The following is a 13,398-nucleotide window of genomic DNA, read 5'->3' as shown; positions in this document are numbered from 1 at the left end:
CCTAACGGAGTAGGTGCCTCTCCCATGTTCAAGAAGACGATCGCCGTTCTGGCCCTGGCGGCATTCTCCGCCTCCCCGATGATGGCCTTCGCGCAGGACGCGCAGGCAACCACTGACGCCGAGACCCCGGCTGCCGAAGTGACCGCCGGCGCTGAAGCCGCTGGCTATTCGAACGCTGCCATTTTCGGCACCACTGTAGTTGGCATTGCAGCCGCAGCTGTGGCTTACAGCATCGGTGGCGACAGCAGCAGCGGCAGCGACGACAATGGTGGCGGCGAACCCGGTGGTCCGGGTCCGGGCGGCCCAGGCACCGGCGGTACGGGTGGCACTGGCGGGACCGGCGGCACCGGCGGCTGATTCGCCCTGCTGTTCGAGCAAGCCCTCGCCGGGCAATGCACGGCGGGGGTTTTTTATGCCTGTCGGAAACCCACCACATGAACATGAAGCCTCTCCGTATTCTCGCCACTGCACTCACTGTGCTGGCCGTTTCCGGCTGCGCATTCGCGCCAGGTCAGCACCTGCGCCGAAGTGATGTCACTTCGCAGAGCAGCGACGATGGCCGACTGGAAATCGTCACCATCACCTCCAAGCTGATCGCCCAGGAGCATGCAGCTCGCAACGAACAGACGCTTCCTGCCGAGCTTTTCGATTACCAGCCTTCCCCTTACCAGGTCGGCATCGGTGACATCCTCTACGTGACGGTCTGGGATCACCCTGAACTCACCGTACCCGCCGGCTCCCAACAACAGGGCGCGCTCGCCGGTCGTCTGGTGCAGAGCGATGGCACGCTGTTCTACCCCTACATCGGGAAGGTCAAGGCGGCGGGCAAGACCCCGTCTGAGATCCGTGAGGAAATCAGCCGGCGACTCGCGCAGTACGTGGAATCGCCGCAGGTGGATGTGTCGGTCCTCAACTACGGCAGCCAGCGGGTGTGGGTCACCGGCGCGGCCGAGCGGTCCTCGCCCGTCCCACTGGGTACCTCGCCGCTTACCCTGACCGATGCCATCAGCCAGGCCGGACTGAACGCGGCCCAGGCGGATCTTTCCGGCATCCAGTTCAGCCGCGACGGAGTGAGCTACACCATCAACCTTGAAAGTCTGGCCAAGGAACATGGTGGGCGCCAGCTGTTCCTGAAGGATGGCGATTCAATTTATATCCCCTATCTGGATCGCAAGGAGGTCTTCGTCGTTGGCGAGGTCAACCTGCCAGGCGCGTACAGCTTCCGGACTGGCGACGTCACATTGAACCAGGCGCTCGGTCGTGCACGCGGGCTGCTGCAGCAGACGGCCAATGGCAATGCGGTGTACGTCATCCGCGGCAGCACCGATCTGCAGCAGGAGCCTTCGGTGATCTATCAGCTGGAAGCACGCTCACCAACAGCATTTGCCGTTGGCAGCCAGTTCAAGCTGCAGCCCGGGGACGTGGTGTTTGTCGGCGCCGCAGGTGTGAGCCGCTGGAACCGCTTCGTCAACCAGCTGCTGCCCTTCACCAATATCCTCTACACGGCCGCGCGCACCGGAACCGAAGTCAGGGACAACTGACATGGCGCGCACGGGAGCAGCCTCGGTGCGTTCATTCCGACGCACTTCAGGCCGTCTATTGCGCATGGCGTTGATCGCCGTGGCGCTCGTGCTTGCCGGTTGCACCACCGGCAGCCGGGCAACGGCGGACAGCTTCCGGCTGTTGCTGCACAAGCCCGTTGAGGTCAGCCCCGCTACCGTGGCGGCAAATCGCTTCCCGCAGGTGCTGGTCGAGACACGTGACCTGACCGCGGTGGCCGTTCTTGGCTACGTTGATGGTGGCCGGCAGCAGTGGTACGCCGGCACGCATGCCGTGATCGAGCTGGACGGCAACGGCGTGCTGCTGGGCTCAAGCGGGCTGGGACGTCAGTTGCAGACGCGGATCATCGGCGCGTCCCCCTTCGACCGCCTGACGTCGTTAAGCGGACCGGCACAGGTGCAACGCCAATACGACTGGATGTCGTCGTATCAGCTCGGCGTTGTCGTCACCGGCACGCTGACACCCGGCGCCACCGAGGAGGTCAGGATTCTCGGCCGCACCCGCACCCTGCAGCGATTCGTCGAGCATCTCCAGGGCGGCGGAATGGACGCGCAGAACATCTACTGGGCGGACCCGGCGACCGGATTCATCTGGAAGAGCCGGCAGCATCTTGCCCCCGGGTACGTCGTGGAACTCACCCAGCTCAAGCCCTACCGTGCCCCGAAGGGATGACAGGCATGAACACTCGAATTCTCTGCCTGATTCTGTCGGCACTACCGTCACTGTGCTTGGCGCAGGCACCGTCTACCGTGCGCGTCGAGGGTGCGGTCGCCCATCCCGGTGACCAGGCCATCCAGCCGGAGCGGCGAATGGCCGATGCGGTTGTCCAAGCCCAGCCTGCCGCCGACGCCTATCTGCTCGGCAGCAGCTATCTTCGCCGCCAGGCGCTCGTTGAACAGGTCCGACTGCGTGCCGGAATCCTGCATGGCCTGACGCAGCTTCAGCTCAACGCGGATCCGGCCGTCGTCGAAACCGCGGCGGCCCTCCAGCAATGGGTGCAGGCGCACGCTGCAACCGGACGTGTACCGACGGTGATCTCGCCACGCCTGATGCAGGTGCAGCCGCAGAGCAATCCGGTGCTCATGGCCGACGACGTCCTCCGCATTCCCGCCCGACCTGATCACGTCACGGTCCTCGGCGCGGTCCGAACCAGCTGTACTGTCCACCACTCCCCGCAGCGCGATGCGCGGGACTATCTGCGTGACTGCCCACCCAACGCGGCCGCCGATCCCGACTCGCTCTATATCGTGCAACCCGATGGCCGGGTTCAGAAGCAGGGCATTGCGCTCTGGAACCGCGCAGATCCCCAGGCGGTCGCCCCTGGCGGTTCGATCTATGTTCCGCTGCGCGAATCGGTGCTGAAATCCATCGACCCGGCATTCAACAACGACGTTGCCACCTTCATCGCCACCCAGCCTGTCAGCCCGTAATGACCGACATTCCCCAGCGTGCACGCGTGCCGCGCCCAGCCCGCTTTGCGCTGACCGCGCTCGCCCTGTCACTGAGTGCCGCGTTGCAGGCCCAGGAAGCCCCTCCGCCGACCGCCAACGAATGGGGCGGCATCGGCCTCCTGCAGACACCGACGGCACGCATGGCGCCCGACGGCGACCTCAGCTTCACGGCCTCGCACAATTCCCCGTACAGCCGCTACAACCTCACGCTGCAACCGTTCCCCTGGCTTGAGAGCACGTTCCGCTACATCAACGTGTCCAACATCCGCTATGGTCCGAACATCGCGGGAGACCAGAACTACAAGGACAAATCGATCGACTTCAAGCTGCGGCTCTGGCAGGAATCACGATGGCTGCCGGAGCTTGCCTTCGGTGTACGCGACCTCGGTGGTACCGGCTTCTTCTCCAGCGAATATCTGGTTGCCAGCAAGAATCTGGGGCCCATCGACGCCTCCATCGGCCTTGCGACCGGCTACATCGGCAACCGCGGCGATTTCGCCAATCCGCTGGGAGCGATCGACGATCGATTCAAGAATCGACGCCCCATCGCGGGCAGCAACATCAACGACGCCGGTCGCTTTGGTCTGGACAACATGTTCAAGGGCCCGGTCGGCGTCTTTGGCGGCATCACCTATCAGACGCCGCTGGATTCGCTGCTGGTCAAGGTCGAGTACGACGGTAACGACTACCGCCGTGAGCCGCGCGGGAACAATCTGGAACAGCGCACCCCCATCAACGTGGGGCTGGTCTACGTCCCCAACCGCAACGTGGAACTCACCGCCGCGTGGGAACGCGGTGACGCGGCGATGTTCTCGCTGACCTGGCGCGGCAATCCCGGCCATGCAGTGTCTGCGCCCAAGCCTTTCGATCCTCCGCCGCAACGGATCGTGCCTCGCGACCCGCAGGCAGCCGCGGTTGCGGCGACCGCAGCGCGCGACGCCGGCGCCACGACAGCAGAAGGCGGCCCGGACTGGGCTGCCATCAGCGCCGACCTCACCCGGAATGCAGGCTTCCGGGTCGAGCGCATCTCCCGTCGCGGCGCTGAGCTCTACGTGGACGGCTACCAGAACCGATACCTCCACAACGCCAAGGGCCTGGGACGCGCCGGCCGCATCCTGGCCAATGCGACGGGCGATGAGTACGAGTGGTTCACGCTGCGGACAACACGACTGGGGATGCCCATCGTGGACACGTCCGTCGCCCGCGGTGCCCTCGTGGGCTATCTGGATGGTCGGGTCAGCGAGGACGTGCTACGTCGCAGCACCGAGGTGCAGTCTCCCGACGACGTCACTCGCCAGACGTTGTATGAACCCAGGACACGCCCCTATGGCGGCGGCTTCAACATCGGCTACCGACAGAATCTCGGTGGCCCGGATGGTTTCATCCTTTACCAGATTGCCGCCAATTATTCCGGAAGCCTGTTCGTACGCCCCAACATGTGGCTTACAGGAACCGTCAGCGCCAACCTGATCAACAATTACGACAAGTTCAAGTACAACGCCCCAAGTCGACTCCCGCGCGTGCGCACCGATCTGCGCAGGTACATGGTGGACTCGGACGTGGTGTTGCCAAATCTGCAGTTCAATGTGGCTGGGCGCCTGGGCCGCGATCTCTATGGCATCGCGTACGCGGGTTATCTGGAGTGGATGTATGCCGGCGTAGGCGGTGAACTGCTGTATCGTCCCGGCGGTGAGCGATGGGCCGTCAGCGCGAACCTGAATCGCGTGCAGCAACGCGACTTCGATCAGCGCTGGGATCTGCGCGACTACAAGGTCACGACCGGGCACGCCACCTTCTACTACAGTTTCGACGCCCGCGAGCGCATCGTCGGCTCGCTGTCCGTCGGCCAGTATCTGGCGGGGGACAGGGGCGCAACCCTGGACGTCGCCCGCGTCTTCGACAATGGCGTCACGATGGGTGCCTATGCAACGAAGACCAACGTTTCCGCACGCGATTTCGGCGAAGGCAGCTTCGACAAGGGAATCTACATAAGCGTCCCGCTGGACGGATTCCTGCCACGGTCGACACGCGGACGAGCCGCGTTCAACTGGAATCCCCTGATCCGCGACGGTGGCGCCATGCTCAGCCGCAAATATTCGCTGTACAACATCACCGGCGATCGCGACGAGCGATTCTTCTACGACAACATCCGCTCGATCGACGATTGACCTGCCGGAACGCAGCAGGGCGGCCAAAGGCCGCCCTGCTGCACGTTCGCCCGGTGAAGACCTACAGGTACCGCACCCAACTTTCGATGCCTTCGGCCATCAATCTGTAGACATGCTCGAAAGCAGGACGCTGCTGGCGATAGGGATCGGGGATTTCCCGGTCCTGCTGCCACTTGCCCAGCAGGAAGGTCTTGCCCGACGCCTGCGGCGCGATCTCGGTGATGCGGTGAATGTGCTTGCGCTCCATGGCCAGCACCAGATCGGCCGCCCCAAGGATCGCATCATCGATCTGGCGTGCGCGGTGAGCCAGCCCATCCATGCCCTGCTCCACCAGCAGCGCCTGGGCAGTGGCGTCGATACCATGCCCGACGAGTGCTCCCAGACCTGCGGAAGACACCTGGATGCCTCTGCCCTGAACCGCCCGTCGAAGCATCACTTCAGCCGAGGGACTGCGGCAGATATTGCCGACGCAAACAAAAAGTACGTTATTGAACACTGACCTGGATCCTGTGGCATTCCATGCAGGCCCCGCCGCGAAACGGGCGGAGCGCTGACAGCTGCACAGATTACCTTACAGCGCCGCTGCTGGCGAGAAAATAGCCATGCAACTCATGGAATTACGTCGCAGTTCGCAGTTCTGCAGGCTCAATAAGCCGACTTCTGCCCGAGAACCTTCAGCGCCGTTAAGGCAATGATCCGAACATCCAGGGTCGGGCTCCAGCGACGGATGTAGTCGATGTCGTACTGCACGCGCTTCTTCATCGACCGCAGTTCCGGCGTCTCGCCCCGCAGCCCGTGCACCTGCGCCCAGCCGGTGATGCCCGGCTTGACGTAATGGCGGTGCATGTAGCGTTCGATCACCCGTTCATAGTGATTGTTGTGCTGGATCGCATGCGGACGGGGGCCCACCACCGACATGCTGCCGCCCAGCACGTTGAAGAACTGGGGCAGCTCATCCAGGCTGCTGCGCCGCAGGAAGGCACCGAACCGGGTCACCCGCGGGTCGCCCCGGGTCGCCTGCGTGATCTGCCCCGTCCCTTCCTCATGCACGCGCATGGAGCGGAACTTCAGCATCCAGAACTCCTTCCCGCCCAGACCGTGGCGGCGCTGGCGGAACAGGATCGGGCCGGGTGAACTGATCTTCACGCCGATCGCCAGCACCACGAACAGCGGCGCCAGCAGGATGACCGCTACGCCGGCCACGAGGATGTCCTCGATGCGCTTGAACAGGCGGAAATTATGGTCCACCAGGCCCTGGCGCACGCCGATCATCGGCACATCGCCCACCTGGTGCACGCCCGGATTCAGTGCTCCCAGGCCCGTGGTATCGGGAATCAGGCGGATCGGCACCGGGAACCGCTCGATCTGCTTGAGCATGTCACGGATGGGCGCGGTATCCCCCAGCGGCAGGGACACCCAGACCTGGTCGAACTCCCCCCGGTGCGCATCCAGGTAGCGCGGCACATCCTCCAGTGCGCCCAGGCGCTGCGGGGCATCGCCGCCACGCCGGGTGGCAATGTCGCCCTTGCTGGTGAAGTAGCCGATCACCTCCTTGCCCATCTCCGGCTTGCCGCGCAGCAGGCGATGCAGCCTGAGCGCCGGGGCCCGGAGCCCGACCAGCAGGATCCGCTCGTGATCCAGTCCACGCGAACGCAACCGGTGCAGCTGGACACGCAGGAGTACGCGCAGCCCCGCCATCGAGGCCAGGCCGCCGATGTACCAGCCCACCAGCCAGCGCGATGGCACGGCATCGGCCAGCCCCACCAGCACGGCATACAGGGAGAACAGGGCGAAGCTGCCGGACCAGGCCAGCAGCAGCAGCCAGAGGTCGGCCAGCAGGCCACGCAGGCGCCAGTTGCGGTAGACCGGTGCGATGGAGAAGCAGACGATGGCGCTGAGAATCACCGCACCGAAGACGATGCGCTGGGACTGGTTGGGGGCCGGCGTCCCGTAGCATACGACGTGGGCCAGTGCAGCCATGCCGGGCAGGAGCAACAGGTCTCCGAGGCGAAGCCCCAGTTCCAGGGCCGCCCGGGCTTCGACCCGGCGGCGGCCGGCATCGGCACGCTCTGCGGGGAGGTCATCTACCGATCCATGTAGCACTGCACTTCTCCAAGCTGTGTTCCGATCCAGCACTACAATGTGATGGCTGTCGCATACCAGGCCTCCCCAAGCCGGTGCGAACAGACGGAATTGCGTCAATAAGTCGAACGTGATTGTGAATGATGTGAAAGGCAATTGGTAGGAAGCGGCAGCCCGTCGTGCGCCCATTCACCCGCCCGACCCACCCTAAGTCATTAGAACTATTCCTATTTTTTAATATTTCAAAATGCGTCAAAATGATTCGCACTGCGTCCGACAGCGTCCAGAAATCGACGTTTGTTGCACGGAATCATCCCATCACGCTCCGAAGGATCAACCCGATTGGCGTCGCCGGGACGTCCCGTCCCAGCACGTCCGCCAGGCCTGGCACCCTGCACTGCACCAAGGCCGCTCATCGCCCTCTGCTACCATCAGCGGTTCTGTTCATCGCCCCCCACCCGCCCGCGATGACGCCAAACAACGTAACGAAACACAGGAGTCTGCATGTCTTCCGAGCTGCTCAAGTCCCTTGGCCTGGACGCGATCAACGCTGGCACGTACCTGGGCAACGGGGAGTGGTCGAGCGCTGCCAGCGGTGAGCTGATCACCCCGGTCAACCCGACCACGGGCGAGCCGATCGCACAGGTGCGTGCGACCACCGAAACTGAATACGAAACGGTGATCGCCCGCGCCCAGGAAGCGTTCAAGCAGTGGCGCACCACCCCGGCCCCGCGCCGTGGCGAAGCCGTGCGCCTGTGCGGCGAGGCGCTGCGCAGGCACAAGGACGCGCTGGGCTCGCTGGTTGCCCTGGAGATGGGCAAGAGCAAGCCGGAAGGCGATGGCGAGGTGCAGGAGATGATCGACATCGCCGACTTCGCCGTCGGCCAGAGCCGCATGCTGTATGGCTACACGATGCACTCGGAGCGCCCCGGCCACCGCATGTACGAGCAGTACCACCCGCTGGGCCTGGTCGGCATCATTTCAGCCTTCAACTTCCCGGTCGCGGTGTGGAGCTGGAATGCATTCCTGGCGGCGATCTGCGGCGACGTGTGCATCTGGAAGCCGTCCAACAAGACGCCGCTGACCGCCATCGCCTCGATGAAGATCTGCAACGACGCGCTGCGCGAAGCCGGCTTCCCGGACATCTTCTACCTGGTCAACGATGCCGGCACCGCACTGTCGGAAAAGCTGGTTGATGATCGTCGCGTGCCGCTGATCAGCTTCACCGGCTCCACCCAGGTCGGCCGCACCGTCAATGAAAAGGTGGCGCGCCGCCTGGGCCGCTGCCTGCTGGAACTGGGTGGCAACAATGCCATCATCCTCGACGAGACCGCCGACCTGAAGCTGGCTGTGCCGGGGATCGTGTTCGGCGCCGTCGGTACGGCCGGCCAGCGCTGCACCACCACCCGCCGCCTGATCGTGCACCGCTCGATCTACGCCGACGTGCTGGCCACGCTGGTCAAGGCGTACAAGCAGGTGGAAGGCAAGATCGGCGATCCGACCGATGCCGCCAACCTGATGGGTCCGCTGAACAGCGAAGGTGCCGTGCAGCAGTTCCTCGACGCCATTGCCCAGGCCAAGGCAGCCGGCGGCACCATCGAGACCGGCGGCACCCGCATCGACCGCGCCGGCAACTTCGTGCTGCCGGCCATTGTCAGCGGCCTGAAGAACAGTGATGCCGTGGTCCAGCACGAGACCTTCGCGCCGATCCTGTACGTGATGCCCTACGACAGCATCGACGAAGCCATCGACATGCAGAACGGGGTACCGCAGGGCCTGTCCTCGTCGATCTTCACCCAGAATCTGAAGACCGCCGAACGCTTCCTGTCGGCTGCGGGCTCGGATTGCGGCATCGCCAACATCAACATCGGCACCTCCGGTGCGGAGATCGGTGGCGCGTTCGGTGGCGAGAAGGACACCGGTGGTGGCCGCGAGTCGGGCTCGGACGCATGGAAGGTCTACATGCGCCGGCAGACCAACACCATCAACTACTCCGATTCGCTGCCGCTGGCCCAGGGCATCAAGTTCGACCTGTGATGCATCCCGACCCGGACGTCGCCGAGAGTGGGGCCCCGGCGGGGGCTCCAATCCTCGACTTCAGCGGCCGCCGGGTGCTGGTTGCCGGCGGCAGCAAAGGCATCGGCCGTGAGATGGCCCTGGCCTTCGCTGCGGCCGGCGCCCATGTCTCGGTCTGCGCACGAGGTCAGGCGGGGCTCGACGCCCTGCTGGCCGACGCAGCGGCCCAGGGGGCATCACTGCACGCCTTTGCCGCCGACCTGGCCGACCCCGGCCAGATCGACGCCTGGCTGCATGCGGCCGCAGCGTCCCTGGGCGGCATCGACGTGCTGGTCAACAATGCCACGGGTTACGGCATGGCCGACGATGAAGACGGCTGGGCCGCAAGCCTGCAGGTCGACCTGATGGCCGCGGTGCGGGCCTCGCGGCTCGCCCTGCCCTGGCTGCGCGAATCGAGCGACGCCTGCATCCTCAATCTCTCCTCGATCGCCGCGCAGCAGCCCCGGCCGGGGGGCGCCCCCTATGCGGCTGCCAAGGCCGCTCTTTCGCACTACACCACGTCGCAGGCGCTGGCACTGGCGCCAGACCGGATCCGGGTCAACGCGATCGCCCCGGGCTCCATCGAGTTTGCCGACGGTCTGTGGGACCGGCGCAAAACCAGCGACCCGGCGCTGTATCACGGCACCCTGGCAAGAATTCCGTTCGGCCGCTTCGGCCAGCCACGCGAGATTGCCGATGCCGCGCTGTTCCTGTGCTCGCCGCTGGCGCGCTGGATCACTGGTCACGTGCTGAACGTCGATGGTGGCCAGGTACTGATGGGCTGAACCGCTCGGGCCGGGCACTGCCCATGGGATTGCCCGGACGGAGGCACTATCATGTGCGTACTGCAAGGAGGACCCGATGAGCGTGGCACCCCGACAGACAAGCGCCCTGGCCGTGGTCAGCCTGGTCATGGGCATTGCCGCCTGGACTGTCCTGCCCTTCGTGGCCAGCATCGTCGCCATCGTCACCGGCCACATGGCCCGCGCCGAGATCCGCCGCCGCCCGCATGAACTTGAGGGCGATGGCCTGGCGGTCACCGGGCTGGTGCTGGGCTGGGTGATGGTGGCAGCCGCCCTGGCGGCAGTCCTGGCCTTCATCCTCTTCTTCGGTGGCCTGGCCTGGCTCGCCGCACTGTCGAACTGACCGCCATGACCTCCTCCGACAGCACCGAACGCTTCAGCAGCCGCGTCGCCGATTATGTCCGTTATCGGCCTGACTACCCGCCGGCGTTGATGGAATGGCTGCATGGACCGATGGGCGTCGACCACGATGCACGGGTGGCCGACATCGGCGCCGGTACCGGCATTTCCAGCCGTCTGTTCCTCGACACCGACCATCCTGTGGTCGCGGTCGAACCCAACGCCGCCATGCGCGCCGCCGCCGAAGGCTGGCTGGCTGCATATCCGTTGTTCCAGGCCGTCGATGGGCGTGCCGAGGCCACCGGCCTGGCAGAGCACAGCGTCGATCTGGTCAGTGCCGCGCAGGCCTTCCACTGGTTCGACACCGACGCCGTCCGTGTCGAATGGCAGCGCATCCTGCGCCCCGGCGGACTGGCGCTGATCTACTGGAACTCACGCCTGCTCGATGCCAGCCCGTTCCTGGTCGGCTATGAGCAGCTGCTGCTCGATTACGGCACGGACTATTCCGCCGTGGCCGAACGCTACCAGGATGACGCCACGATGCAGGCATGGTTTGGTGCCGGGTTGCGCGGCCAGGTGGAACTGCCGAACGTGCAGCATCTGGATCTGGACGCCCTGCGCGGCCGCCTGCTGTCGTCCTCCTATGCGCCACAGCCCGGGCATCCGCGCCATGCGCCGATGCTGGCGGCACTGCAGGATCTGTTCGCGGCCCACGCGGTCAACGGCCAGGTCGCCTTTGAATATCGAACCCGAGCCTTCCTCGGCACGCTGGACTGAACCGACGCATGTATTCGCTTGCCCGCCCCTTCCTGTTCTCGCTCGACGCCGAGCGCGCCCACGGCCTCGGCCTGTCCGCATTGGACGTGGCCTACCGCACCGGCACCACGCCGTTGCTGGCCGCACGCATCGCGCCGCTGCCGAGCACCGTGTTCGGGCTGACATTCCCCAATCCGGTCGGCCTGGCGGCCGGCCTGGACAAGAATGGCGAGCACATCGATGCGCTGTTCGCGCTGGGTTTCGGCTTCGTCGAGATCGGCACGATCACGCCGCGGCCACAGGCGGGCAACCCGACGCCGCGACTGTTCCGGCTGCCGGCGCACAACGCCATCATCAACCGAATGGGCTTCAACAACGCCGGCGTGGATGCACTGGTGCGCAATGTCGAGCGCGCGCGCAACCGTCGCGGCCTGCTCGGCATCAACATCGGCAAGAACAAGGACACCCCCAACGAGCAGGCCGTCGACGACTATGTGGCCTGCCTCGACAAGGTGTACCCGCTGGCTGACTACATCACCGTCAACATCTCCTCGCCCAACACCGCCGGCCTGCGCGAGCTGCAGGAGGAAACCGCACTGCGCCAGCTGGTCAGCCAGCTGCGTGACCGCCAGGAAGACCTGGCCGCGCGGCACGGCCGGCGCGTACCGATGCTGGTGAAGGTGGCGCCTGACCTCAGCGAGCGCGACATCGACGCTGCTGCGCGCGTGCTCGGCGAGCTGCAGGTGGACGGCGTGATCGCGACCAACACCACGATCGACCACAGCAAGGTGGCCGGCGATCCGCTGGCGAACGAAGCCGGCGGTCTGTCCGGTGCCCCGGTCCTGGAACAGTCCACCCTGGTCCTGCGGCGGCTGCGCTCGCGCCTGCCCGAGTCGGTGCCGCTGGTCGGTGTCGGCGGCATCCTGTCCGGCGCCGACGCAGTGGCCAAGATGGCGGCGGGCGCCTCGCTGGTGCAGTGCTACAGCGGCCTGATCTTCCGCGGGCCGGCGCTGGTATCGGAATGCGTGGAGGCGATCCGCCGCCGCCGCGAAGCGCCAAGCCGTGGCGCGGTGGCGCCGCTGTGAGCGCCCCCATGGATGGACTCGACACCGCCGCGCCGCTGCGCTGGACATTGACCCGGAACGCGCCGCTGCAGGCGCTGAACACCTTCCACGTACGTGCCAATGCCGCGCAGCTGCTGGAGCTGCATGACGCATCGCTGCTGCCGGACGTGCTGGCGCTACCGGAGGTTTCCGGCGGACCGCTGCTGGTACTGGGCAGCGGCAGCAATGTGCTGATCGCCGACGATCTGCCTGGCACCGTGCTGGTGTTCGGCAACCGCGACATCAGTTTCCTGGAGCATCGCGCCGATCATGCGGTGATCCGCGCCGGTGCCGGCGTGCCCTGGCACGGCCTGGTGATGTGGTCGCTGCAGGAAGGCCTGTCCGGGCTGGAGAACCTGGCCCTGATTCCAGGCACGGCCGGTGCAGCGCCGATCCAGAACATCGGCGCCTATGGCGCACAGGTCGGCGAGTTCATCCAGGCAGTGGAAGCCTGGGACTGCCACGAGCAGGCCTGGGTGCGGCTGGACAACGAACAGTGTGGCTTCGCCTACCGCGACAGCGTGTTCAAGCAGCAGGCAGACCGCTACCTGATCACCGCCATCGAGCTGAAGCTGCCCTTGCTGCACGACCTGCGCATGGACTATGCCGGCATCCGCGAAGAACTGCAGGCGCAGGGCGTGGAGCTGCCCAGTGCCGTGGACGTGGCCAACGCAGTCATCGCGATCCGCCGCCGCAAGCTGCCCGATCCGGAGGTGCTGGGCAATGCCGGCAGTTTCTTCAAGAATCCGGTCCTGCCCCTGGAGCAGGTCGACGTGCTGCTGCAGCATTTCCCGGACCTGCCGGTGTTCCCGGCCGATCGTGAGGACCGGCGCAAGGTCTCCGCAGCGTGGATGATCGAGGCCTGCGGCTGGAAGGGCTTCCGTGAGGGCGATGCAGGCGTTGCTGCCAGCCATGCGCTGGTCCTGGTCAACCATGGCAACGCCACCGGGGCCGAGCTGCTTGCGCTGGCGCGGCGCATTTCCGCGTCAGTGCTGGAGAAATTCGGCGTACCGATCGAACCGGAGCCCCGCCTGCTCGGCGCACAGTGGTGAACACCCCCGCCCTTTCCACCGGCGCCACC

At 65.6% G+C, this 13,398-nt stretch carries 13 protein-coding genes; 11 read left to right on the top strand and 2 right to left on the bottom strand.

Features of this window, described 5'->3' with window-relative positions:
- Window positions 1-24 precede the first annotated feature (24 nt).
- The 5 genes from IMX13_RS10420 (at window position 25) to IMX13_RS10400 (ending at window position 5,179) form a co-directional block, all read left to right on the top strand.
- Window positions 25-357 carry a hypothetical protein gene (locus tag IMX13_RS10420; protein ID WP_053516758.1) on the top strand — a complete coding sequence of 111 codons (333 nt, stop codon included), beginning with the start codon at window positions 25-27 and terminating at the stop codon, window positions 355-357.
- Window positions 358-440: 83 nt separating this feature from the next.
- A complete protein-coding gene (locus IMX13_RS10415; RefSeq protein WP_180875995.1) occupies window positions 441-1,541 on the top strand; it encodes a polysaccharide biosynthesis/export family protein in 1,101 nt (366 codons plus the stop codon).
- A 64-nt stretch (window positions 1,542-1,605) separates the two neighbouring features.
- On the top strand, window positions 1,606-2,232 hold the full coding sequence (locus tag IMX13_RS10410; RefSeq protein WP_164152426.1) for a YjbF family lipoprotein: 627 nt from the start codon (window positions 1,606-1,608) through the stop codon (window positions 2,230-2,232).
- A gap of 5 nt (window positions 2,233-2,237) precedes the next feature.
- Window positions 2,238-2,990: a capsule biosynthesis GfcC family protein gene (locus tag IMX13_RS10405; protein WP_193396307.1), complete on the top strand. Its 753-nt coding sequence runs from the start codon at window positions 2,238-2,240 to the stop codon at window positions 2,988-2,990.
- A gap of 83 nt (window positions 2,991-3,073) precedes the next feature.
- A complete protein-coding gene (locus tag IMX13_RS10400) occupies window positions 3,074-5,179 on the top strand; it encodes a YjbH domain-containing protein (RefSeq protein WP_227255388.1) in 2,106 nt (701 codons plus the stop codon).
- A 61-nt stretch (window positions 5,180-5,240) separates the two neighbouring features.
- On the opposite strand, the gene IMX13_RS10395 is transcribed toward IMX13_RS10400, so the two are convergent.
- Together IMX13_RS10395 and IMX13_RS10390 are read right to left on the bottom strand one after the other, a co-directional pair.
- A complete protein-coding gene (locus IMX13_RS10395; protein ID WP_053516763.1) occupies window positions 5,241-5,675 on the bottom strand; it encodes a low molecular weight protein-tyrosine-phosphatase in 435 nt (144 codons plus the stop codon).
- 149 nt (window positions 5,676-5,824) lie between these two features.
- Window positions 5,825-7,282, bottom strand: a complete 1,458-nt coding sequence (locus tag IMX13_RS10390; protein WP_193396305.1) for an undecaprenyl-phosphate glucose phosphotransferase — start codon at window positions 7,280-7,282, stop codon at window positions 5,825-5,827.
- Between the two features lie 483 nt (window positions 7,283-7,765).
- On the opposite strand from IMX13_RS10390, the gene IMX13_RS10385 reads away from it, so the two are divergent.
- The 6 genes from IMX13_RS10385 (at window position 7,766) to murB (ending at window position 13,369) form a co-directional block, all read left to right on the top strand.
- The gene (locus tag IMX13_RS10385; RefSeq protein WP_065175566.1) at window positions 7,766-9,298 is read left to right on the top strand and encodes an aldehyde dehydrogenase family protein; all 1,533 of its coding nucleotides are present in this window, start codon (window positions 7,766-7,768) and stop codon (window positions 9,296-9,298) included.
- Window positions 9,298-10,101 (top strand): SDR family oxidoreductase, encoded by an 804-nt coding sequence (locus IMX13_RS10380; RefSeq protein ID WP_193396304.1) that lies wholly within the window; start codon window positions 9,298-9,300, stop codon window positions 10,099-10,101. Before IMX13_RS10385 ends, IMX13_RS10380 begins: the two co-directional genes overlap by 1 nt.
- A gap of 76 nt (window positions 10,102-10,177) precedes the next feature.
- A complete protein-coding gene (locus tag IMX13_RS10375) occupies window positions 10,178-10,462 on the top strand; it encodes a DUF4190 domain-containing protein (protein ID WP_053517549.1) in 285 nt (94 codons plus the stop codon).
- 5 nt (window positions 10,463-10,467) lie between these two features.
- Complete coding sequence (locus tag IMX13_RS10370; protein WP_180875936.1) at window positions 10,468-11,235, top strand: class I SAM-dependent methyltransferase; 768 nt, start codon at window positions 10,468-10,470, stop codon at window positions 11,233-11,235.
- A gap of 8 nt (window positions 11,236-11,243) precedes the next feature.
- Entirely contained in the window at window positions 11,244-12,299 is a 1,056-nt protein-coding gene (locus IMX13_RS10365; protein ID WP_065181373.1) for a quinone-dependent dihydroorotate dehydrogenase, read from the top strand.
- 8 nt (window positions 12,300-12,307) lie between these two features.
- Window positions 12,308-13,369: a UDP-N-acetylmuramate dehydrogenase gene (gene murB / locus IMX13_RS10360; RefSeq protein WP_193396303.1), complete on the top strand. Its 1,062-nt coding sequence runs from the start codon at window positions 12,308-12,310 to the stop codon at window positions 13,367-13,369.
- Window positions 13,370-13,398 lie beyond the last annotated feature (29 nt).

This window comes from Stenotrophomonas sp. B2 (assembly GCF_014947095.1).
GTDB classification, from domain to species: domain Bacteria; phylum Pseudomonadota; class Gammaproteobacteria; order Xanthomonadales; family Xanthomonadaceae; genus Stenotrophomonas; species Stenotrophomonas maltophilia_P.
Note: the sequence above shows the minus strand (reverse complement) of the source record. Positions and strands in the feature narration are given on the sequence as shown.

Excerpts from the sequence above, each read along its gene's own strand:
- IMX13_RS10375 (WP_053517549.1), top strand. The coding sequence starts at position 10,178 with ATGAGCGTGGCACCCCGACAGACAAGCGCCCTGGCCGTGGTCAGCCTG.
- murB (WP_193396303.1), top strand. The coding sequence starts at position 12,308 with ATGGATGGACTCGACACCGCCGCGCCGCTGCGCTGGACATTGACCCGG.
- IMX13_RS10405 (WP_193396307.1), top strand. The coding sequence starts at position 2,238 with ATGAACACTCGAATTCTCTGCCTGATTCTGTCGGCACTACCGTCACTG.
- IMX13_RS10370 (WP_180875936.1), top strand. The coding sequence starts at position 10,468 with ATGACCTCCTCCGACAGCACCGAACGCTTCAGCAGCCGCGTCGCCGAT.
- IMX13_RS10415 (WP_180875995.1), top strand. The coding sequence starts at position 441 with ATGAAGCCTCTCCGTATTCTCGCCACTGCACTCACTGTGCTGGCCGTT.
- IMX13_RS10385 (WP_065175566.1), top strand. The coding sequence starts at position 7,766 with ATGTCTTCCGAGCTGCTCAAGTCCCTTGGCCTGGACGCGATCAACGCT.
- IMX13_RS10420 (WP_053516758.1), top strand. The coding sequence starts at position 25 with ATGTTCAAGAAGACGATCGCCGTTCTGGCCCTGGCGGCATTCTCCGCC.
- IMX13_RS10365 (WP_065181373.1), top strand. The coding sequence starts at position 11,244 with ATGTATTCGCTTGCCCGCCCCTTCCTGTTCTCGCTCGACGCCGAGCGC.
- IMX13_RS10380 (WP_193396304.1), top strand. The coding sequence starts at position 9,298 with ATGCATCCCGACCCGGACGTCGCCGAGAGTGGGGCCCCGGCGGGGGCT.
- IMX13_RS10410 (WP_164152426.1), top strand. The coding sequence starts at position 1,606 with ATGGCGTTGATCGCCGTGGCGCTCGTGCTTGCCGGTTGCACCACCGGC.